Raw genomic sequence first — 21,845 nt, 5'->3', positions numbered from 1 at the left:
GCTCCGTGGTGGATAAACGCCCCGGCAGTATTGAGTGATGTCGGGGCGTTCCTTTTGATACATCCGCAGCCGGAGGAAAATAACGTTTCTGTTATTTTTTAGCCTATGAACTACACCATTGAATATTACGATGATGATGTCATCACCCAGCTTCTTGCCCAACCCATCAGCTTGCAGGCCAATTTTATTAGCCTGGCTAAACGTATGAAGCGCTACGGTATTAAGATGGTTGATGCTGTCCCGATGCATTACCACGAAGATGTGTTTGAGCTGTGTTTTTATGAGCCGAAAGGCTGGAACCGCGTCATTTTTATGGCACAAATAGACTGGCAGATTGTTATTTTGCATATTGTGGTGCAAAAAACGGCTTATATGCCGTGGAAAGAGAAAGGCAAAGCCGCTAAACGAATGAAGGAGTTGCGATTTGGATAATAAACGCCAACCACCAAGCCTGTCCCATGAACAAGTGGTCGCCCGAATGCTAAAGAAACCGACAGTGAGGGCAGAATATGAGCGGCTGGAGCGCCAGGATTTCGCCATCATTGATGAAACGTTAAAGGGAATACATTCCGAATAATGCACCAGCGCACTCATTGCTTATTTCCCCGTGAATGTGCAATTTGCTGTTCAATCCAGTCATTCACCTCACTTTCAACAAAAGCGATAGCCCGCCCCCCTATTTTTATCGGTGGCGGGAAGCGCTTTTGTTTTAATAATTTATAAACCCAAGGCCGGCTAAAACCGGTACGTTTTAATACTTCTGGCAATCGGATTAATGATGAATAGGTCATTCCATGACTCCTGTTATCTCTCGGTGGCTACTGAATTAATTGAAACAAAATCAGGCAGTAATAGGGGTAAGTGGCAAATAAATAAAAGGAACCTTTATTCCTGTCGTTTTAGGTCAATCCGTAACGCGAATATGTTAGTTGGAAACCCATAGCGGCGAGTTGGAAATAAACTTCCGCTCGTCTAAGGATTATCGGCCCCGGGCAGAGAAACAAGCAGCGCCTCGCTGATCAAGTTACTCATTTGCTTTTCGGTCACCATTTCCCCGCTGAATCCCGCGTTGAACATAGCCTGAGTCGCCACCCGGGCAATGGCGGTTTTATTCATTTTGACGCCGCGCCGGCACTGCGGGTTGTTCCTGGCTAACGCGATAGCCATACCGGCAATAAACGCCAGCGCGGTTTCTTTACCGGCAAAACCACCCCAGCTCTCTTCTGCTTGCCGCTGCTCCAGCACCAGTGCAGCGCCCAGTGGTAGCGGCCAGTGAAATCCATTCGCCTTAACCCAGCCTTCCACTTCTGCTTTTAATAAATAACCGTCATGGCGAATATCTTTATTAGTATTTGTATAACTAATATCCCGACAACTTAATAGGTTGCAATCCACTGCATCCCATAATGATTTCTCATAATTAATTATTACCATTCCTATATCATCAATTTGAATAGAATAAGGCATCACCCCAACAATCAGTGCAGCCGTTTCTTTTATTGTGATATTAATTCTGGATAGAAATGGCGTTAACCATTTTGGTAATTTATCTTTAAGAATATTTTGATATTCTTCGTCACTGTCACGCAGGTTAATCTGCAAAAGCTGTTCTATTTCAGTCCGGTTAAATCCGACGTAATCATAACAATTCATGCTGTTAATACCTTAGAAGGGAAGTTCGTGATCATCCTCCTCATCGGGCCGGTGATTAAATTCGTCAGGTTTATAACTTTCAGGTATCCATCCATCACAAGGCGCTCCATCCATTTTAGGGTTGGCCATCGCTGCCGAGAGCAGATCAAAATAGCAAAATTGGGGGTCATCAACGCCGGGGGAGCGGGTCACGCCGAGCGCGTCCTGAATCAGTAACGGCGGTGAAACTGGCCTGGCATCCGTCAATTCTATCAGCAGCCAGTTGGCTATCTGCGCCTGACTCATCGTGGGGTGGAGACGCGAAATCCGCTGAATCAACTCCCTGATACTGATAAATTCCTGCTGCTTTGCCTTGAGCTTTTCCGCTGGGTTTATCATGAGATTACTCCTGTTATCTCCCAAAATAATTCGAATTGCAGGAAGGCGGCAACGAAATGAACCCAAGGAGTTGAGATAACTCAATGACTTGGGTGAATGCTGGCAGCCAACGCACATGCAGTTTGAAGTATGACGGGTATATCTCTTTATAAGCCGCCGAATCTTAACCCTGCTTAGCGTCGCTGACCAAAAGTGCCATGCAACACATTGCCCCCCAGTTCAAGGCTATCCATATAATCTGAATACCACTGCAACATCTCCTGTCGTCCATCGAGATATTGAGCATGGTTATACGTGCCACGAATTGAGTTTTTATCCACATGAGCAAGCTGAGTTTCAATCCATACTGAGTTATAGCCTTGCTCGTGCAAGATAGTGCTCATGGTGTGGCGAAAACCATGTCCGGTTAACCGCCCTTTATAACCCAGCAGTTCAATCACCTGATTGATGCTCTCTTTACTGATGGGTTTGCGGTGATCATTACGGCCAATAAATACCAGCGGATAATGATGGCTCAGCGGGTGGAGTTGCTTAAACGCGGTAATGACTTGAATAGAAAGGGGTACAACATGGGGGTGTTTCATTTTCATGTGCTCAGGGGGGATGTGCCATAAGCCTTTATCGAGATCGAGATCCTGCCAGCGGGCAAAACGTAGTTCTTGGGTGCGAACACCGGTCAACATAATAATCCGAGTGGCAGTTTTAGTAATTATGCTGCCGGTATAGCCCGCTAAGTCTCGTAAGAAATAAGGTAACTCTGGAGCGGTGAGGAAAGGTAAATGCTGTTTCTTATGGGTTTGCAAAGCACCGGCTAAATCCGGTGCCGGATTATATTCCGCGCATCCGGTAATAATGGCATAGCGAAATACTTCCCCGCAGCGCTGGCGTACTTTACGCATTTTCCATGCGTTTGAGAGTTTCCAGCAATTCCATTGGTTTAATATCAGCTATTGGGCGACGGCCAATAAAGGGAAAAATATCTTTTTCAAAGGTCTCGATAATTTCTTCGCGATAACGCAATGACCAGCGATCGGCTTTATTTTTATGCCATTCTCGTGCCATTGATTCAAAGCTATTTTCCATAGCCATTTTTTGTGCCAATTTCTCTGCTTTTTTAGTCTCTCCGGGATCAGTTCCGGAGGCTAAAAGCTTCTTCGCCGCTTCTCGTTTTTGACGTGCATCGGCCAGTGATATATGGGGGTAAACCCCAAAAGCAATGCGCTTCTCTTTACCGCCATAGCGGTATTTCATGCGCCAGTATTTCGCCCCACTGGCACTGACTTCGAGATACAACCCTCCCCCATCAGTCAACTTGTAGGATTTCTCTTTCGGCTTTGCAGTCTCTACCTGGCGGGCATTGAGCTTCATTTGGGGGCATCTCTAAAAGGACAGTATTTTTATGCCCCCAATTATGCCCCCAGCACAGGGTAGAAACCAGTAGAGCACGGTAGATTCAGACAGACTATTTTCATTGTAACCATTGGATTATAAAAGGATTTATTGACGAAGAGAGAAAGCGGGAGATAGGCTTTGGCGGAGATCACAGGAATACCTAAAATATCATTAAATACTGATATATAAGAAAAATATAAAAATGGAAGTATGATTCTATACACTTTCCTATACATAATAATTAATGCGGTGAAATTTTGAGCAACTATTGGGGTGATAACTCACTAGGCATATATTCAAATCAGCCGAGAAAAAAGATTTATAGAAAAACTGTTCACACTGTTCACTTTTTAATTTAATTATTTAAATACAATGCATTAGGTGGTGATGAGTTAGTGACGAGTTTATACAAACTGGTCACTTGCTGTGAACAGTCGGCCATTGAATACAAAAACACCGGCCTAGGCCGGTGTGATTATTTTTGAGGTGCCAAGATATGTGGGACGAATTGGGGATAAAAGAAAGGCCTGCAAGCAGGCCCGAGTACACACTGATACATTGCTCCCCGGTGTTGGATGTATGAGGTTTGTACAACTCAACTATAAGTGTCGTAACTGATAGCGTCCAATGGGTTAGGCAGATCAATAACGCCATATTGATCGGTAGAAACGATCGTGATGTTGTTTATTCAATGTGCTTCACATTTAGGCAACCAATCGGCCTCGCAGTCTTCACTTAATATCAGATTGGTTTGCATCCCCTGATTAGTTTTACGTTTCAATAAGGCTATTTCATATTCACTCAGAGTTTGCGGCACAGCGCGCCCGAATGCGGTCAGGCTCATTGGCCGTTGATGGCCGCGCGCCTCCATAAATGACAGGTAAGCGTGATACAGGTATTTACGCGGGTTAGCTGGGATAATGTTGGCATTCCCCATATACAGGCCATTGGGCGTATTAACCGCCAGCAGATAACCACAAAAATCAACCAGCGGATCAGCACCGCGTTTAATCTCCAGCGCTTCATCCGAGTTCTGCTGTGCTTCGAGTAGCACACGGGCATCATTGGGAGCAGTAAAGCGCTGCATCAGGTGGCGCACCATCACCGCCAGCTCACCGGTAATTTTCGCCAACAACTGCGGATCACGCTCGTTAGCCGGGATGACTTCCGGGAACGGCAGAATAACCCGGCGACGTGATACGCCGCCGCTGCGGTCACTGAACTGCATCGGGTTGTTATTGACAGCCAGAATCACCGCCGGGATATGGGTGGAATAGGCATCACGGTATTTCGGGTCTATGGCAACGGCATCGCCGCCAGTGATGGCTTTAATACCAGCACCGTCACCGCTCCAGCGCTCTTGGTCTGGCAGAATAATCAGAGAGAACCCCACCACGGAGGCACGTTCTCGCGACGACTCAAGCGTATCGATGGTGGCCGAGGTGGTATTGTCTTTACCGGCCAGTAAGCTGGCGATGGAGGCCATCACGCTTTTGCCACTGCCGCCCGGCCCGGTCACTTCAAGGAACAGTTGCCAGTCATAGCGGTTCGCCAACACCATATATAGCGCCGCGAGAATACGCTCCTGTTTCTCGTGCTGTTGCCCGGCGGCCCGCGTTAACCAGCGCCAAAAGTGCGGGGCATGGTCGGACAGATTTTCCCCAGTTTTGGGCGGGGTGTAATCCACACTGTTTACCGTACGCAACCAGTGCGTTTTCTGGTGTGCGCTGAACTGGCCGGTAGTGGTATCAAATACCCCGTTACGAAAACCTATCAAGTGCCGGGCGGGTGTTCCCATTTGTGGCACCATCAGCTTGAGCGTATCGAGTACGCTATTAATCCCTGACGCTGAGAATGGGGCGCGGATTTTCTGGAACAAAGCGGCAATCTCCCGACTCAGTACACGATACGGCAACACCTGCCATGCTCCTTGCTCATAGCGGCACAGGTCTTCACCCACCTGTGGCACGGCCAATAAGTGCTGATAGTGCTCGGCTAAGAGTTCGGCCTTTTCACTGGCGCTCATGGCTTTCAGGTCGGCGTCACTGAGCGTATCAAACGGGCTGGGCTGCTGCGGCTGATTGAATGCTTGTAACTGGGTCAGGGCGGCCAGTTTACCTTGCTGCTGATAAACGTCGTTCCAGTCACCAACAACCGACGGCAACGCCAGCTTACCGCCGCTCAATTGGGCGGCCTCTGTTGCACGGGTCTGGCCGGTGCCGTTCTCGTCATTATCGGCGGCCAACAATAGCAGTGCATCTGGGTAGTGGGTACGCAACTGTTGCGCCAGTGCGGGCAGATTGTTAGCACTGAGCGCAACACAAACACTTTCCCCGGTCAGGTGATGCACTGTTAGCCCGGTAGCATAGCCTTCTGTCAGCCAGATAACGGCGTTATCCTGTCCGGCCAAAAAATGGCAGGCCGCTTTCACCTGTCCCCCGGCCAGTGTGCGCTTGTCACCGTTGGCGTTAATCAACTGAACGTTAACCACTTCACCGCTACTATCAGTAAGGGGAAATAACAGGTCGCCGGTTTGATAGGTAATACCCCCAACACACAACGGTTTACCGTGTAATGTCAGCGCCTCCAGTTCTGGCCAACCTTTGGCGGTCAGATAAGCATTCCCGGCCTGTGATTGGGCGACGGACAGCAACTGTCTGGCCTGTTCTGCGGCCCGCTGCCGTGCTTGCGCTTTCTCCTGCGTTTCCTGTTCAGCATTGTGTGCCGGTAATGGCGGGTTCGATGGTTCCCCTAACACCTCGGCCACTTTGCAGGCGGCTTCCTTGGTCGTGACCGCCAGCGCCTTTTCAACCAGATTCAGGCCATCGCCGCTGCCGCACTGGTTACAAAACCATGTTCCACGCCCTTGCAGGTTATCAAAGCGGAAACGGTCTTTACCGCCACACATCGGGCAGGGCTGCGCCCGGCCGCCAGCAGTGATATGAATACCAAGAGCAGGGAGCAATACCGGCCACTGGCCGGTGGCTGCACGTGAGGTTTTTGAAACGTTTAATGTCGTCATTGTCTGTTTCTCCTCAGTGCAGGGTAGTTTGAGTGGTTGTGGCTATCTGCGCTTGGCACAGCTCATCCATCATTTTTTGCCCCAATACTGTCAGGCGCGGCGGAGCCAGCAAAATATCCGGCTGAACCATGTCACTGAGCATGGTACAGGCCATATCCATACCGGTTTCTGGCCCGTGCTGGCGCACAAAGTAGCCCTCAATATCCATCGCAATCGCCATTTGCAATTCATCCAGCGAGTAACCAAGTCTCACCCCGTGAGACACGCAGGTATCCAGATAGGCATGGGCTAACGCACGGCGATAAACAGCGGTACGGACTTCAACGGGCAGACAGGATTGATTGAGGGTATTCATACGATAGGTGCCTCCATGCGGGATAAGATTTGTGATTCGCAGGTGTTCATCACCTGTCCGAGCTGGTCAGTCAGTAACGCCACCATTGAGGCGAACGATTCAGGTGATGGAGGGGTAATGCCGTGTAACAGACAGGTTTGTGCTTCCAGCATATCGAGGAACGTCACGCCGACATTGTGCGCATGCTGGAGGCGTAAGAAATCAGCGTGAGGAATGGTGTACTGCGTATCGCTGAGATAACGGGCGGCAAGGGTATTCATGCGACTTCCTCCAGTGGCAGGCGGCCAGCAAACGACAGGATGTAGTCACGGGTTAAACGCAGGCGGGCATTCTTCTCACTGCTGGCGGTGGTACGTAACATGCAGGGACGCGCCGTTAATTCAGTACGGCGAACCGCAGCAAACAGATAGATAAATTGCGGGTGTAACGGGGTGAGGGATGTAGCCATAGTGGCAGCCTCCAATAAGTATTGGTTATTGCTACCACCGAAGTTTCCACGCTTATGGGTGGTAGCCCAGACGGGGGTGGAAATACCGGCCTTATTGGAAACCGGCCAGCCCGAAGGCTGCCCCGCCTGAGCCACCATTGCTTGATAGCGACAGCGGTGTAGAAACCACTGCGCAAAAAACTGGTAGGCCGAGGCCACGACATAAAAAAACACGCCTGGCGCGTGTTGTGTCGCCAATAAGTAACTCGGGTTTCCACGCCCGGCTGTCGATTTTGCGACAGCACGGTGACTATAACGCAAGGCCTGCAAAAGATGCAAGCCAGAGAAAAGCCCTTTTTGCGGGATGAGCGTCATCGATTTAGCAGTCAGTCAGAATATCAGGCTTGGGCTGAGCAGGGGCACGGGCGTAGAAATTGGCCTGTGCTGGCGTACTCGACGCATTGCCTGACATCACTTGCACCACGCCGTTTAGCTGGCTACGGTACTTGGGTAAAGCAAGACCGGGTTGTTGCTGCGCAATCTGGAACGCCTCAGCGATGTACTGCACGTCGCCCTCATTCAGAGTGAAGAATTGCTCGCCGATTTTTAGGGTGATCATGCTGATACCCCCTGACGGTTAGCAATACGCTCTGCCATCCAGCCCTCAATCTCAGAGGCCAGCCATGCAACGTTCTTACCGCCGAGGGAAATCTGTGCGGGGAAGTGGTCACGGCTAATCAGTTCATAAATGGTCGAGCGGGATAATGCGGTGGTGTTAATCACTTCAGGCAAACGCATAAAGCGGTCACGAGGGTAGTGTGTTGCCATGGGTGGTGGCGTATTGGATAGAGCCTGTTGTGTCATTGCAAGCATGAAAAGCTACCTTGTTGTTGTCCGGCCATATACCGCCGGGTTTGCTGGGATTCAGTTGGGTAGCTCCCTATTGTGAGAATATTTTTATCTGATGCAACAAGCCGTTGTTGTGTGATTTCCCACAACAAACACGCGTAAAAATGACGGTATTTGACTCTCTGGGTCTATGTGGGTGTATTCGGGTATATGTGTGGAAGGGGTGTTTTTTTGTACTGAGTAGTTAAAGCTAAAATGAATTAAAAGACATTGATTGATATTAAAATGCTCTAAAAAGAGTGGTGGTGGTTGAGCACAACAGTGAGGATTTTGCCTGCTTTTTAAGCTAGCCAGAGAAAAAGCTCTTTTTAACCAAGTGAACAGTAGTGAACACTTGGTGAATAGTTTTAAATGAACTGTTCACCCTTTTATTTATTGATTATTAATACTTTTTTCCTGAAGTGAAGAGTAGTGAACAGTTTTTATAAAACTATTATTTTTATAGCCCTTTTAGTTTGATTTGAGAGTGTGTTGTATGGGAAATGGCACAACGGGCATTGATTGAGGCGTTGTGTGAGAGCTTGCAAAATGACTCCACATTGACTGACTCGGAGTTATACCCCCATGAACCAGATGACTACACACCCGATTACATCCGCCCTTGAAAGTTTCAAAGCGGCAAAAGCGCAACACCTGAAGAACGTACAGGCATACGATGAAATCATTACTTCTATTGCCCGCAGTCAGAAAAAACAGCGTGAGGCAGAAACTCAAAGCCAGCAGGCGGATGGTAGTTGGCGCAAACTGTTTCGTAGCCTGCGCGGCGAAATAACCGATGAGCTGCAAACCGAACATATCCGCCGGATTTCACAACGGGAGCTGGCACAGGAATTCGGGCATTTGATTGAAGAGCTGGAGCTGGATAAAAGTGAAGCCATATTAAAATTGTGCGTTTCCGCAAAACCCTATGAGACAACACACCGGGCAGCCCTGATGGCTTACGCAGACATGGAAATAGTCGCTGCATTGCGTACCTTGTCGTCCGAACTCATTCGGGCGGTAAAAATCAAAATGGTCGTTAACGATGTCTACGGTAACGAATCACCTGAGCGCGCGCTGGGTATGCTTATTGCTAAAGCAACTGGGGCCGCCGCCCTGTATCCCTTGAATATGGAAAAAGAGACCGTTCTGGCTGAACTGACCTTACAACGGCCCCAACCGGATTATGTAGACTCCATTCTGTACAACAGCCCGCTCAAAAGAGGGCAATTAGGCCAGCGTATTCGAGATAAACGAGCAAAATTGAATCCAACTGGGGAGCAATAATTATGATGCGTTGTCCAGTATGTAAACATGCGTCTCATACGCGTGCCAGCCGCTATTTATCTGAGCAGACCAAAGAGGCCTATTATCAGTGCCAGAATATAGAATGTTCTTGCACCTTTAAATCGATTGAGAGTGTGGATAAAATCATTACCCGCCCTCCCATTAAAGAACCTGAAATAATACCCGCCGTTATTCTACCAGAGCGAAAAGTATTAAATCGCTACGGTTCTAACGCACGAATTCATTAATAATCCCACCCCGCCTGTAACCTCTCAAGGCGGGGGTTTGTCTCCCGTTCTCGCCACTTCACCCTTGCCGTTTAAGGGCCTTTTCTCTGGCTAGCCTGCCAAAAAGAGCACTGCATGCATATAGTGCATGAATTTGCATGCAACGCCTCAGCATCAAAACATCTGAAACACCGCGCCACAAGGGCTTGTAGGCTCTCTATGCCATGCATGAAAAGTGCATGATAAAGTCAGAGCGCGTAGGCGGGGGACCATTGCGCGCGGCTAGGTTGAAAGCCGAATTAAAAATGTCTCCTTAGCGTCACATAATTCGTAGTCCCCTTAAAAATAGTAACCTGTTGAAATTTTTAATTTTATTATTACCTATTTTCTCTTGTTATTGATATATGTACTATAAACTTGATTCAAGACTGTATCTTACTAGCAAAAAACTTTATATACAGTGAGTGTCGCTGCTATCACAGGATTAGTTGTGATTACAGTCAATAAAGTAATTACACCTATTATTATTTCAAGGCGAGTAATTAGGAGCTGTTATGATTGATGATGTGGATGAAGAGTTTGAACAATTTCAAGAATTACTAAATTGCCCAGAACAGAATTGGCTATTAGGTGCTGGCATTAGCTACAATGCGAAAATACCCTTAATGTATCCACTTACGAATAGGGTTGTTGAATTATTAAATGACAGTCCTGACGTATTAAAGTTAGTGAATATTTTAAAGGTACAACTACCTCAAGATGTTCATATAGAACACATACTCAGTCAATTAGGTGACTATTCTGCTATAGCTTCCCGCTCAGTAACAAAAGAAATAAGTATTGGAAATACCATTTTTACTCTTGATCAGATTGAAAGCGCACACAATGAAATATTAAATAATATAGCTGACACCATTAGATATGGATATGTAGAAGGAGAGAAAAGAGAAGTCGGTGACAAGGATAATTTTATAGTAAGAATAGATGATCATTTTAATTTCATAAAAACACTATTCTATAACTTAAGAGCTGGTATAAACGAGCGAAGAAAGCCGGTTAGGCTATTCACAACTAATTATGATACGCTTCTTGAAGATGCATTATCTTTAAATAAAATCCCATACTGGGATGGTTTTAGTGGCGGAGCTGTAGCATATAGAACTTATCGATATGGGCAAAGTGAACCCGTTAGTGAAGCTAAAGCATATGTAGTAAAAATGCATGGTTCAATAGATTGGTACCAAAATGATGATGGATATTTATGGCGAGTAAGAGATAGGGATACATACCCCCCAAAAAACCGTAGGGTTCTTATCTACCCACAGTCTACAAAATATGTAGCGACTCAGAAAGATCCATTCTCATCTCAATTTGATTTATTTAGAAAAGCTATTTCATCACCATCGTATAATGTACTAATAGTTTGCGGGTATAGTTTTGGTGATGAACACATTAATCAAGAAATATCCTTATCAATGTCAAATCCGGATAGCAAGACAGTTCTCTTAGCATTTTGCCAAGAAATTAATGGCAGTATTCCTGACGTTCTAAATACATGGAGAAAGGAGGTTTGGGGAAAAAGAATTTATATAGCCACTCAGGAAGGTTTGTATGTATCTGATAAACCAGTACTGAAAAGAAAAGAAAAATATGATGACTGGTGGACATTCTCAGGTATTACTACCGTAATGAAAGAAGGAGTTATTTAATGGAATTTATACCAATTGAAGAACTAAAGATTGGAAAAATCATCGAGGTTTCTGGAACAAAAATAAAAGTTGAACTATCAAATAATGTAGAGGAATTAACGAGGAGTTATGAGGGAAAAGTTTATCCTATAGGCCAACTTGGCAGTATAGTTAAAATTCATTTTGGACGAAATATAATATTTGGATTTGTAACATTATTAAGAATGAGATCTGATGAAGTAGTGGGAAACTCCTTACCAATCCCACCAGAAGCAGATCAAAGAATAATGGAGGTGGAACTTTTTTCGCATGGACAATGGTCACAATCCGCGCAAACATTAAGTTTCAGTCGAGGAGTGAAAACATATCCTTTACCCTTGCAAGGGGTATATCTACTTACTCACACCGAGTCTTCTGGTTTATTTTCAGCAGCAGAGGGGGCAAGAAATGGGGAATTTAACCCATTAGTTCCATTTGCTAGATACTCGAGTGCTACATCAATACCCTGTAGAGCCAATATAGATAAACTATTCGGCTTACATTGTGCAGTTTTAGGATCAACAGGTTCAGGAAAATCAGGTGCTGTAGCAACTTTACTTCATAGTATTTTAGACCATTCATGTATAAAAGGTAAAATAATTTCTCCCCGAATTATCATGATAGACCCTCATGATGAATATGGTACTGCATTTCTAGATAGAGGTGTAACATATCAAGCGTATAGTGCTTTAGAAAAGAATGAAAATAAAAAAGATATTAAATTACCATATTGGTTAATGTCATCAGATGAATTTAGGACTCTGATTATTGGGAAAACAGAAAAGGAGGCTACTTCTCAGAATAATATCATTTATAAAGCATTGGCACATAGCAGAATGGTTTCTGTTGGTTTAGTCTCATCAGCCCCTAAAAATTATGAGTGGGATGTTCCAAACGATGGCATGTCACCAGATGAACCTCGGCCGAATAATGGTAGAACCATTGAAGAAATAATGTCATTTGATTCAGATAAACCTATCGCTTTCTCACTTTCTGAGTTTGAAAATCATATAAGATATGTTCAAGCTGCAAGAATAGTAAAAGGAAAAATTGAAAAAGAAACTGATTCTAATTTTTCAGAAAAATTCAAATCAATACTTGATAAGCTATCTGTCTTAAGAAGAGATCCAAGAATTTCATTTTTGATGGAAGAATGGGTTAATAATGATGATGCAATAACTTTAGAAGTTGTATTAAATCAGCTTGTAGGTGAAATAAAAGTTGGTGAATTATATAAGGATATAAGGATAATTGATATATCTGGCTTACCTAATGAGGTTGCTGGCCCACTGACAGCAACTTTATCTCGTCTTTTATTTCAATATAAAGTCCATCAAACTTTAGAAGAAAGAATCTCAGACCCATTCTTACTTGTCTGTGAAGAAGCCCATAGATATGTTCCTAATCATGGTGAAGCACAATATGCAGCTGCACAATCAGCTATTCGACGAATTGCTAGGGAGGGGCGGAAATATGGACTTGGCCTAATGTTAGTAAGCCAAAGGCCTGCTGATATAGAAAGTACCGTTATCTCACAATGTGGTTCTTGGATTGTATTAAGATTAACAAACTCAACGGATCAACAACACGTAGCTAAGTTCCTACCAGACGGCTTATCAGGCCTTGTAGCTTCTTTGCCATCACTTGCTCAACAGGAAGCTATTTTTGTTGGTGAAGCTGCTGCTCTTCCAGCAAAAATTAAGATTAATTATCTTCCAGAAAATAAAAGGCCACGTTCTGATAACGTCAGTTTTGCTAAAGGATGGTCGGAACCTAGATTATCAAATGAGAAATTAAAAATAGTTGCCGATAGAATGGTCGGCCAAATTTTGATAAAAAATATGCCTATCGCAAATATAGTAGATGATGAGTTACCATTCTGATAATAAAACTATGCCGAGGTTCATTGTTAATCCTCGGCATAATTTCTTTAACTAATATATTGAATCAGCATACCACTGCAACATCTCTCTACGCTTTTCAAGATACTGCGCATGGTTGTAAGTACCGCGAATACTATTCTTATCAACGTGAGCCAATTGTAGCTCTATCCATGCACTATCATAGCCTTGCTCATGCAAAATCGTTGACATGGTATGTCTAAATCCGTGACCCGTCGCACGGCCTTTATAACCCAGTAATTCAATGACCTGATTTACTGTTTCTTTACTTATAGGTTTTTTACGGTCATTCCGTCCAATGAAAATGTAGGGGTAATGCCCGGTGATGGGTAAAAGCTGTTTAAATAGCGCTATAACTTGCGTAGATAGCGGCACGATATGGGGGCGGCGCATCTTCATTCGTTCTGCTGGAATCTCCCACAAGCCGCTCTCAAGATCGATTTCCTGCCAAGTAGCAAAACGCATTTCCTTAGTTCGTACACCAGTTAATATAAGTATCTTCGCAGCGTTCTTGGTTATGATGCTGCCGGTGTAACCCTCTAGGTCACGAATAAAATATGGCATCTCTTCGGCAGACAGGAACGGGTAATGCTGTTTCTTTGGCGTGCTTAATGCGCTAGCAAGGTCAGGGGCGGGATTATATTCAGCCCGACCGGTAATAATGGCATAACGAAATACTTCCCCGCAGCGCTGACGTACTTTGCGAGTTTTTTCTAAGGCTCCGCGCTTTTCGATACGTTGAAGTACATCAAGTAATTCCAGCGGTGTGATTTCTGCAATTGGCCGTTTACCAATATATGGGAATATATCCGCCTCAAAGGTACTCATGATTTCTTCCCTATAGCCCAATGACCAGCGATCGGCTTTGGCTTTGTGCCACTCACGGCTAATGGCCTCAAAAGAGTTTTCCGATGAAAACCGCTGCGCCAACTTCTCAGCCTTTTTCACCTCTGCGGGATCTGTTCCATCTGCAACCTGTTTACGTGCCACATCTCGCTTAGAGCGAGCTTCAGCAAGGGATATCAAGTCATAAGTCCCTAATGACATTAATCGGGCTTTACCGGCAAAACGATAGCGAAAGCGCCACCCTTTGCTGCCGTTAGGTTCAATTAAGAGTGATAGCCCTTGCCCGTCACTCAGGGTATAGGCTTTTTCTTGTGATTTAGCACGGCGAATCTGGATATCTGAAAGTGGCATGTGTATAGCTCAAAAAGGTATAGGGTAATTCTATACCCTTTACTATACACAATTGTTACGGATTTAGAGAGATAAGCTCGGACACCTACGGACAACAAAACGCTCTATCTATTGGTTTTACTGGGGTTTTTAGGACTTTTGGGGAGTAATACGGAAGAGCTTTGGCGGAAGATCACAGGAGTCGAACCTGCCAGGGACCGCTGGCGGCCCCATCTGGATTTGAAGTCCAGCCGCCCCACCGGGGACGATGATCTTCCATAGATAAGCGTTATCTAAGTCGGCGATTATAGCGCGTTTATTGTATGGCGCTATCCATTAGATTAGCAGGCTAAATAAATCCCCCAATAAAACCATGTCACAGAACATTATCATCCGCTCAGAAAGGGTCAGTAACTTACTTCGCCGTATTTGTCACGGTGCTCTTTCGGTGTGATGGAATAACCTTTTTTGAACACCGAATAGAAGTATTGTAGCGATGGATAACCGCACATCTGCGATATTTCATTGATAGGAAGTGATGTCGCCGCCAGTAAATTGCGCGCCCGATCGAGTTTTTCTTCATGAATCACGCCATGGATGGTTTGGCCGATCTCATCTTTAAAACGCTTTTCCAGATTTGAGCGCGACATCCCTACCGCATCCAATACCTGTTCAACTTTGATCCCCTTGCAAGCGTGGTGACGAATGTAATGCATCGCCTGAATAACTGCTGGGTCACGTAATGAGCGGAAGTCCGTAGAGCGGCGGGCCATGACTTTCACAGGTGGGACTAAAATGCGCTGTAAGGGAGGCGCTGTTTGCTGTTTTTGCCGCAGATTCAGACGTTGATGGAGTAACTTGGCCGCCCGATACCCCATTTGTCGGGTTCCCTGAACCACCGAAGAGAGCGCCACCCGCGATAAATAACGGGTTAACTCTTCATTATCAATACCGATCACACTCAGTTTCTCTGGTACAGCAATATCCAGATGCTCACACACTTGCAATAAATGACGTGCCCGTGCATCAGTTACGGCGATAATCCCCGTCTGATGCGGCAAGGTTTGTACCCAATCTGCCAGCCGGTTTTGTGCGTATTGCCAATTATCCGGAGCCGTTGCCATTCCTTGGTAAACCACGCCTTGATATTGTTCAGCAGACACTAATTGGCGAAATGCGTATTCCCGTTCCTGCGCCCAACGCATACCGCAACTGGCGGGCAACCCATAGAAAGCAAAACGGTTTAATCCCTTTTCCTTCAAATGCATAAATGCCGCATTGACCAATGCTTCGTTGTCAGTCGCGATATAATCTACCAGCGGATAATCTTCCGGCTGATGATAAGAGCCACCGACACCGACAATCGGTACGTTCACATTTGCCAGCAGTTGCTCTATCTGCCGGTCATCAAAATCCGCAATCACACCATCGCCCAACCAATCCTTGATATTGTCGATTCGGCAGCGAAAATCCTCTTCAATGAAGATATCCCAATCACATTGCGAGGCTTGTAAATACTCGCCGACGCCTTCTACCACCTGCCGGTCGTACACTTTGTTAGCGTTAAACAACAAGGTGATCCGGTAGCGTTTTTCAAACATGGGGGTAGCTCCTGAAATGCATGGGATATCAAGGCTGAACAGACAGAAAAATCAGCGCGGTATGCCACTGATTTTTCTATGGGGTAAAGTCACACCCGGCGTTTGGTAGCGGAATCCATCCACACGGCCAGCAGCAAAATTGCACCTTTGACAATGTACTGCCAGAACGTCGGCACATCTAGCATGCTCATCCCATTATCAAGAGAAGCCATAATAAATGCGCCCATTACTGCCCCCGCCACACTGCCAACTCCTCCGGCCAGGCTGGTACCGCCAATAACACACGCCGCAATCGCATCCAGTTCAGCGATATTGCCAGCAGAAGGCGAACCTGCGCCTAAACGTGAACTGAGGATCAAACCAGCCATCGCCACCATCAGTCCGTTAATCGCAAATACTGCCAGTTTAGTGCGCTCTACATTAATACCAGACAGACGCGCCGCATCAATATTGCCGCCAATAGCGTAGATCCGGCGACCAAAAGCGGTGCGAGTGGCCATAAATACCCCCGCCAGCATTAATGCAGTCAGGATTAGTACCGGCGTAGGTACACCGCGATAATCATTCAATAAATATATGGCACCCAGAACGATAACTGCGGTAATAGATTGACGAGTCACATCCCCCTGCGGGGCGGCAACCGGTAGCCCCAACCGGATGCGGTGATTACGCCGACGCCATTGCCAGGCCACAAACAGCATCAGGCCAATAGCCCCTATGCCAAAACCAATGCCACTTGGCAGATAACTCTGACCAATCTGCGACATCGCATTACTGGTCGGCGAAACCGTCGTACCATTGGTGATACCAATTAAAATGCCACGAAAAGCCAACATGCCCGCGAGCGTAACAATAAACGAAGGTACTTTACGATACGCGACCCACCAACCGTTCCATGCCCCTAATACCAGCCCCAGCGCCAACGTAACGACAATGGTCAGCGGCAACGGCCAGCCGAGCCAGACATCAAAAATGGCAGCTATGCCACCCAGCAACCCCATCATCGAGCCAACAGACAAGTCAATTTCGGCTGAGATAATGACAAACACCATACCGACCGCCAGGATGCCGGTGATCGCCGTCTGGCGCAGCAAGTTAGAGATATTTCTGGCGCTCAGGTAGGCCCCTTCTGTCGTGAAGGTGAAAAAAAGCATGATAATGGCAATCGCGGCCAGCATAACAAAAACTTGTAAGTTGACGGATTTTAGCCGAAAAAATGGCTTTTTATCCCCATTCTCTGGTGAGTTAAGTTCAGATTGATTAGCTTGTGACATGGGTTTCACTCCTGAGTGCGGCTTCCATGACCTTTTCTTGAGTCAGGTTATGGTTGATAAGATCGGCTTTGATGCGCCCCTGATGCATGACCAGCACCCGATCACTTAATCCCAAGACCTCTGGCAGTTCAGAGGAAATCACAATGACCGCGATCCCCTGTTGGACCAGTTGATTGATAAGTTTATAGATTTCATATTTTGCACCGATGTCGATGCCGCGTGTCGGTTCATCGAGGATCAAGATTTGTGGATTCAATAATAGGCACTTGGCCAAAATAGCTTTTTGCTGATTCCCCCCACTCAGACGGGCAATAGGCAGCTCTGAAGAAGACGTTTTCACTTTTAGTCGAGCCAAGGACTGTACAATTGTCGATTGTTCTTTCGCGTCATCTAGCAAACTGAAAGCGCCAGTGAAATCATCCAGTGCCGCCAGTGTGATATTAGCGCCGACACCCATCACTGGCACGATACCGTCTTTTTTGCGATCTTCCGGCACCATCGCGATACCTAATTTCATCGCTTGCTGGCACGAACGAATAGTCGTTGCTTGCCCTTTAATAAAGATATCGCCCTGCCAGCGGCCCGGATATACCCCAAACAGGCACTGAACGGTCTCCGTCCGGCCAGACCCTACCAGCCCGGCAATCCCCAAAATCTCACCACGCTTCAAGGAGAAAGAGACATCGTCAACCCGGCGAATATGGCGATTCACCGGATGCCAGGCACAGAGGTTTTCAACCCGTAGAATCTCCTCGCCAATGTGATGGGCTTCATGGGGATAGAGTTCTTTTAGCTCACGGCCTACCATCATGGCGATAATGTCATCCTCGCTCATGGTTGATGCCGGGCGGGTGCCGATATGGCGGCCATCGCGGATCACACAGATATGATCTGATATCTCTTTTACTTCATTCAATTTGTGAGAAATATAGATGCAGGCAATACCGTGGTTACGCAGGTCACGAATAATATCCAGCAAAATGGCGGTTTCACTTTCAGTCAGTGACGCCGTTGGTTCATCCAGTACCAGCAGCCGTACTTGTTTATTTAATGCTTTAGCAATTTCAACCAATTGTTGCTGCCCAAGCCCCAATTCACTGACTGGTGTATGGGGGTCGACTACCAGTTTGACCTGCGCCAACATCCGTTGGCAGCGTAAATACATGGCGTCGTAATCCATAATACCGAAACGGCCCCATTCTGAGCCGAGGAACATATTCTCCAGCACTGACATTTGTTTCACCAGCGCCAGCTCTTGATGAATAATCGCAATGCCCTTTTGTTCTGTTTCGCGGATACTTTTTGCCTGTAAGGCTTCGCCAGAAAATATTATTGACCCCTGATAGGATCCGGTGGGGTAAATACCACATAGCACTTTCATTAAAGTGGATTTTCCAGACCCATTCTCACCGCACAACGATAATACCTGCCCTGCTTCCAGCGTCAGGCTAATATTATCTACGGCTTTGACGACGCCGAACTGCTTGGTAATATCTTTCATTTCTAGCAGGTAGGGCATGTTCCCCTCCTTGTTATACCCTTATTTATTGATGTTATTGCAGTGTTAGTGGCTCTCGCCACCCGTTTACTGCCCATCGGCAACACCAATAAACTCGGGTATAGATAAAATAACGGCCAGATGAGTGATAGTCTATTAATTCAAAATTAACACCTTACAAACACTGGCCATTTATTAAAGCAATAAAACCAATCAGCGACATATTAATTAATAAATATCTGATTTTTTGTGGAACCCGTCAGCGATGATTGTGCTATCAATATTATTTTTATCGACCTGAATAGGTGTTAGCAAATAAGCAGGAACATCTTTCATACCGTTATTTAACGTACTGTTCGCTTTCGGTTGCTCACCATTACCCAATGTCACGGCAATCTCAGCTGCATCATTGGCCAGTTTACTGATAGGCTTGTATACCGTCATGGTTTGCGTACCGGCAACAATACGCTTGATAGCGGCTAAATCCGCATCCTGACCAGAAATAGCCACTTTACCGGCTAGCCCTTGTGCGGCTAAAGCCTGAATGGCACCACCGGCGGTTGCATCATTAGATGCCACCACGGCATCAATATTGTTATTGTTTGCCGTTAAGGCATTTTCCATGATTTTTAACGCATTTTCGGGTAACCAGGCATCAACCCATTGGTCACCTACAATCTTGATTTTACCGTCCTTTATCAATGGATTAAGGACGGTCATCTGCCCCTGACGGAACAATTTAGCATTATTATCCACTGGTGAACCGCCCATCAGGAAATAATTGCCCTGAGGTACCCGTTCAACCAGACTTTTGGCCTGTAATTCACCTACTTTTTCATTATCAAAGGAGATATAGAAATCAATATCAGCATTATTTATCATGCGATCATAAGCTAAAACCTTTATACCTTCCCGTTTTGCTTCGGCGATCACATTACTTAATACTTGCCCGTTGTAGGGAATAATAACCAGGACATCGACACCACGGTTAATCATATTTTCAATCTGCGCCATTTGTGTTTCTTCATTGCCATTAGCGGATTGAACAAAAACTTTAGCACCGAGGGATTCTGCCTTGTTAACAAAGATATCGCGGTCTTTTTGCCAGCGCTCAAGACGTAAATCATCTATCGCCATACCAATTTTAATTTCTTTGCTAAATCCAGGCTGACTAAACATTACCAGTGCAGCGCATGCGGAGAGTAAAATGTTCTTAAATTTCATCTTTTGGTACCTTTCTTATTGTGCAAGCAGGGTAAGAGAAACGGTAAACATCAACTGCAATAGGATTGTTGACGCTTATTAGCACATCGGCAATTACAGATTTTCATCCGCCAATTATGTTTTTTGGTTTAATGTTAATTTTATGATAACGATCATGTTTTCTTTCCCCATAAACGCGGATTTATACCGAAGTTTTCATCTACCTGATGAATATAAAGGGATTTTTATAATTAAGTCGTTATTTATGAGATCTACACCACAATTAATAATTCTCTGAATTTAAGTGTGAAATAACGTAATTGAGAGAATAGCCAACAACTCCGAAGATGTACCCTAAATAATTCGAGTGGCAGGCTAGCGGCAACAACTGAACGAAACCGCTAACGTACAGGCAACTTGAAGTATCACGGGTATAAACGTTCACCAGCCCAGCAAAAGCAGGGCCTGCTTCCAAGGAGTATTGCATGCAATCTTATTTTAATGAATTAGAACAAGTGCGCTACGAAGGTAGCCAGAGCACGAATCCTCTGGCATTTCATCACTACAACCCGGATGAAATGATCCTTGGTAAGCGGATGGCTGACCATCTGCGGTTTGCCGCCTGTTACTGGCATACCTTCTGTTGGGGCGGGGCCGATATGTTCGGTGCCAATGCTTTTGATCGCCCTTGGCAACATTCTGGGGATGCACTGGCTCTGGCTAAACGCAAAGCCGATGTCGCATTTGAATTCTTCCATAAACTGAATGTACCGTATTACTGCTTCCATGATGTGGATGTCTCGCCAGAAGGCGCGTCACTGCAGGAATATCTGAATAACTTCGCCGTAATGACCGATGTACTGGCTGAAAAACAAGAAGCCAGTGGTGTGAAATTATTATGGGGCACGGCTAACTGCTTTACCCATCCTCGCTATGGTGCTGGTGCCGCGACCAATCCTGATCCAGAGGTGTTTAGCTGGGCAGCCACCCAGGTCTTTACGGCCATGAATGCCACCCGCCAACTCGGCGGTGAAAACTATGTGTTATGGGGCGGACGTGAAGGCTACGAAACACTGTTGAATACGGATTTGCGACAAGAGCGTGAACAAATTGGCCGCTTTATGCAAATGGTCGTCGAACATAAACACAAAACGGGTTTCCAGGGGACGCTACTTATTGAGCCAAAACCGCAGGAACCCACTAAACATCAATACGATTATGACGTCGCAACGGTTTACGGCTTCCTTAAGCAGTTCGGATTGGAAAAAGAGATTAAAGTCAATATTGAAGCCAACCATGCCACGCTGGCCGGGCACTCTTTCCATCACGAAATTGCCAGTGCCATCGCATTAGGTATTTTTGGTTCAGTGGATGCTAACCGTGGTGACCCGCAACTGGGCTGGGATACCGATCAATTCCCGAACAGTGTGGAAGAGAATACACTGGTGATGTTCGAGATCCTCAAAGCGGGCGGTTTTACCACCGGGGGCCTGAATTTTGATGCCAAAGTACGCCGCCAGAGTACCGATAAATATGATCTGTTCTACGGCCATATTGGCGCGATGGACACCATGGCACTGGCGCTAAAATTTGCCGCCAAAATGATTGAAGATGGACAATTAGATCAGATCGTTGCCAAACGTTATGCCGGTTGGAATAGCGAGCTGGGCCAACAGATCCTACAAGGTAAACTGTCGCTGGAAGAGCTCGCCCGCTATGCCAGTCAACATAACCTGAACCCGCAGCACCAAAGCGGTCATCAAGAGTTGCTAGAGAATAAGGTTAACCGCTATTTATTTGGTTGATCATTTACTGAGTTGATCGCTTACTGAGTTG

The 21,845-nt window shown here is 45.9% G+C and carries 21 protein-coding genes, 1 tRNA gene and 2 pseudogenes; 7 read left to right on the top strand and 17 right to left on the bottom strand.

Annotation, left to right across the window (positions count from 1 at the left end; translation table 11 throughout):
* Positions 1-105 precede the first annotated feature (105 nt).
* Complete coding sequence (locus tag AC971_RS14830; protein ID WP_002209922.1) at positions 106-432, top strand: type II toxin-antitoxin system RelE/ParE family toxin; 327 nt, start codon at positions 106-108, stop codon at positions 430-432.
* Positions 425-577 carry a hypothetical protein gene (locus tag AC971_RS24755; protein ID WP_038402070.1) on the top strand — a complete coding sequence of 51 codons (153 nt, stop codon included), beginning with the start codon at positions 425-427 and terminating at the stop codon, positions 575-577. The genes AC971_RS14830 and AC971_RS24755 overlap by 8 nt, the downstream gene beginning before the upstream one ends.
* Before the next feature lie 13 nt (positions 578-590).
* Here the strand turns inward: AC971_RS24755 and AC971_RS14825 are convergent, their stop codons facing one another.
* The 11 genes and pseudogenes from AC971_RS14825 to AC971_RS14775 form a co-directional block, all read right to left on the bottom strand.
* Entirely contained in the window at positions 591-791 is a 201-nt protein-coding gene (locus AC971_RS14825; protein ID WP_002209920.1) for a helix-turn-helix transcriptional regulator, read from the bottom strand.
* 181 nt (positions 792-972) lie between these two features.
* Positions 973-1,305, bottom strand: coding sequence for a hypothetical protein (locus tag AC971_RS24750; RefSeq protein WP_025384489.1), 333 nt, complete (start codon positions 1,303-1,305; stop codon positions 973-975).
* A 114-nt stretch (positions 1,306-1,419) separates the two neighbouring features.
* Positions 1,420-1,653: pseudogene (locus tag AC971_RS24745) on the bottom strand (hypothetical protein); the annotation flags it as partial.
* A gap of 12 nt (positions 1,654-1,665) precedes the next feature.
* Positions 1,666-2,031 (bottom strand): hypothetical protein, encoded by a 366-nt coding sequence (locus tag AC971_RS14810; RefSeq protein WP_025381889.1) that lies wholly within the window; start codon positions 2,029-2,031, stop codon positions 1,666-1,668.
* Between the two features lie 173 nt (positions 2,032-2,204).
* A pseudogene (locus AC971_RS14805) lies at positions 2,205-3,399 on the bottom strand (tyrosine-type recombinase/integrase).
* 712 nt (positions 3,400-4,111) lie between these two features.
* Positions 4,112-6,445 (bottom strand): primase-helicase zinc-binding domain-containing protein, encoded by a 2,334-nt coding sequence (locus AC971_RS14800; RefSeq protein ID WP_025381890.1) that lies wholly within the window; start codon positions 6,443-6,445, stop codon positions 4,112-4,114.
* Positions 6,446-6,458: 13 nt separating this feature from the next.
* Complete coding sequence (locus AC971_RS14795) at positions 6,459-6,800, bottom strand: DUF5375 family protein (protein WP_025381891.1); 342 nt, start codon at positions 6,798-6,800, stop codon at positions 6,459-6,461.
* On the bottom strand, positions 6,797-7,060 hold the full coding sequence (locus tag AC971_RS14790) for a hypothetical protein (RefSeq protein WP_025381892.1): 264 nt from the start codon (positions 7,058-7,060) through the stop codon (positions 6,797-6,799). Before AC971_RS14790 ends, AC971_RS14795 begins: the two co-directional genes overlap by 4 nt.
* On the bottom strand, positions 7,057-7,602 hold the full coding sequence (locus AC971_RS14785) for a host cell division inhibitor Icd-like protein (protein WP_025381893.1): 546 nt from the start codon (positions 7,600-7,602) through the stop codon (positions 7,057-7,059). The genes AC971_RS14790 and AC971_RS14785 overlap by 4 nt, the downstream gene beginning before the upstream one ends.
* A gap of 4 nt (positions 7,603-7,606) precedes the next feature.
* Entirely contained in the window at positions 7,607-7,846 is a 240-nt protein-coding gene (locus tag AC971_RS14780) for a hypothetical protein (RefSeq protein WP_231573021.1), read from the bottom strand.
* Positions 7,843-8,100, bottom strand: coding sequence for a helix-turn-helix transcriptional regulator (locus tag AC971_RS14775; protein ID WP_025381895.1), 258 nt, complete (start codon positions 8,098-8,100; stop codon positions 7,843-7,845). Before AC971_RS14775 ends, AC971_RS14780 begins: the two co-directional genes overlap by 4 nt.
* Positions 8,101-8,700: 600 nt before the next feature.
* Here AC971_RS14775 and AC971_RS24740 point away from each other — a divergent pair.
* The 4 genes from AC971_RS24740 (at position 8,701) to AC971_RS14755 (ending at position 13,239) form a co-directional block, all read left to right on the top strand.
* Entirely contained in the window at positions 8,701-9,402 is a 702-nt protein-coding gene (locus AC971_RS24740) for an aldehyde dehydrogenase (RefSeq protein WP_174407866.1), read from the top strand.
* 2 nt (positions 9,403-9,404) lie between these two features.
* A complete protein-coding gene (locus AC971_RS14765; protein ID WP_025381897.1) occupies positions 9,405-9,650 on the top strand; it encodes an ogr/Delta-like zinc finger family protein in 246 nt (81 codons plus the stop codon).
* 533 nt (positions 9,651-10,183) lie between these two features.
* On the top strand, positions 10,184-11,338 hold the full coding sequence (locus tag AC971_RS14760) for an SIR2 family protein (RefSeq protein ID WP_025381898.1): 1,155 nt from the start codon (positions 10,184-10,186) through the stop codon (positions 11,336-11,338).
* Positions 11,338-13,239 (top strand): ATP-binding protein, encoded by a 1,902-nt coding sequence (locus tag AC971_RS14755; protein WP_025381899.1) that lies wholly within the window; start codon positions 11,338-11,340, stop codon positions 13,237-13,239. Before AC971_RS14760 ends, AC971_RS14755 begins: the two co-directional genes overlap by 1 nt.
* Positions 13,240-13,290: 51 nt before the next feature.
* On the opposite strand, the gene AC971_RS14750 is transcribed toward AC971_RS14755, so the two are convergent.
* From AC971_RS14750 to xylF, 6 genes are all read right to left on the bottom strand, one after another.
* Positions 13,291-14,454: a tyrosine-type recombinase/integrase gene (locus AC971_RS14750; RefSeq protein WP_025381900.1), complete on the bottom strand. Its 1,164-nt coding sequence runs from the start codon at positions 14,452-14,454 to the stop codon at positions 13,291-13,293.
* A 162-nt stretch (positions 14,455-14,616) separates the two neighbouring features.
* Positions 14,617-14,711 (bottom strand) — tRNA-Sec (locus AC971_RS24375).
* A 129-nt stretch (positions 14,712-14,840) separates the two neighbouring features.
* Positions 14,841-16,034, bottom strand: coding sequence for a D-xylose utilization transcriptional activator XylR (xylR, locus tag AC971_RS14745; RefSeq protein ID WP_025381901.1), 1,194 nt, complete (start codon positions 16,032-16,034; stop codon positions 14,841-14,843).
* A gap of 89 nt (positions 16,035-16,123) precedes the next feature.
* Entirely contained in the window at positions 16,124-17,308 is a 1,185-nt protein-coding gene (gene xylH, locus AC971_RS14740; protein WP_025381902.1) for a xylose ABC transporter permease XylH, read from the bottom strand.
* Positions 17,295-18,827 carry a xylose ABC transporter ATP-binding protein gene (locus tag AC971_RS14735; protein WP_025381903.1) on the bottom strand — a complete coding sequence of 511 codons (1,533 nt, stop codon included), beginning with the start codon at positions 18,825-18,827 and terminating at the stop codon, positions 17,295-17,297. The genes xylH and AC971_RS14735 overlap by 14 nt, the downstream gene beginning before the upstream one ends.
* Before the next feature lie 207 nt (positions 18,828-19,034).
* Positions 19,035-20,030: a D-xylose ABC transporter substrate-binding protein gene (gene xylF, locus AC971_RS14730; RefSeq protein ID WP_025381904.1), complete on the bottom strand. Its 996-nt coding sequence runs from the start codon at positions 20,028-20,030 to the stop codon at positions 19,035-19,037.
* A gap of 464 nt (positions 20,031-20,494) precedes the next feature.
* On the opposite strand from xylF, the gene xylA reads away from it, so the two are divergent.
* Positions 20,495-21,814, top strand: coding sequence for a xylose isomerase (gene xylA, locus AC971_RS14725; protein ID WP_025381905.1), 1,320 nt, complete (start codon positions 20,495-20,497; stop codon positions 21,812-21,814).
* Positions 21,815-21,845 lie beyond the last annotated feature (31 nt).

Origin of the sequence: Yersinia similis (assembly GCF_001053095.1) — a bacterium.
Lineage (GTDB): Bacteria > Pseudomonadota > Gammaproteobacteria > Enterobacterales > Enterobacteriaceae > Yersinia > Yersinia similis.
This window is presented reverse-complemented; position numbering and strand designations above follow the sequence as displayed.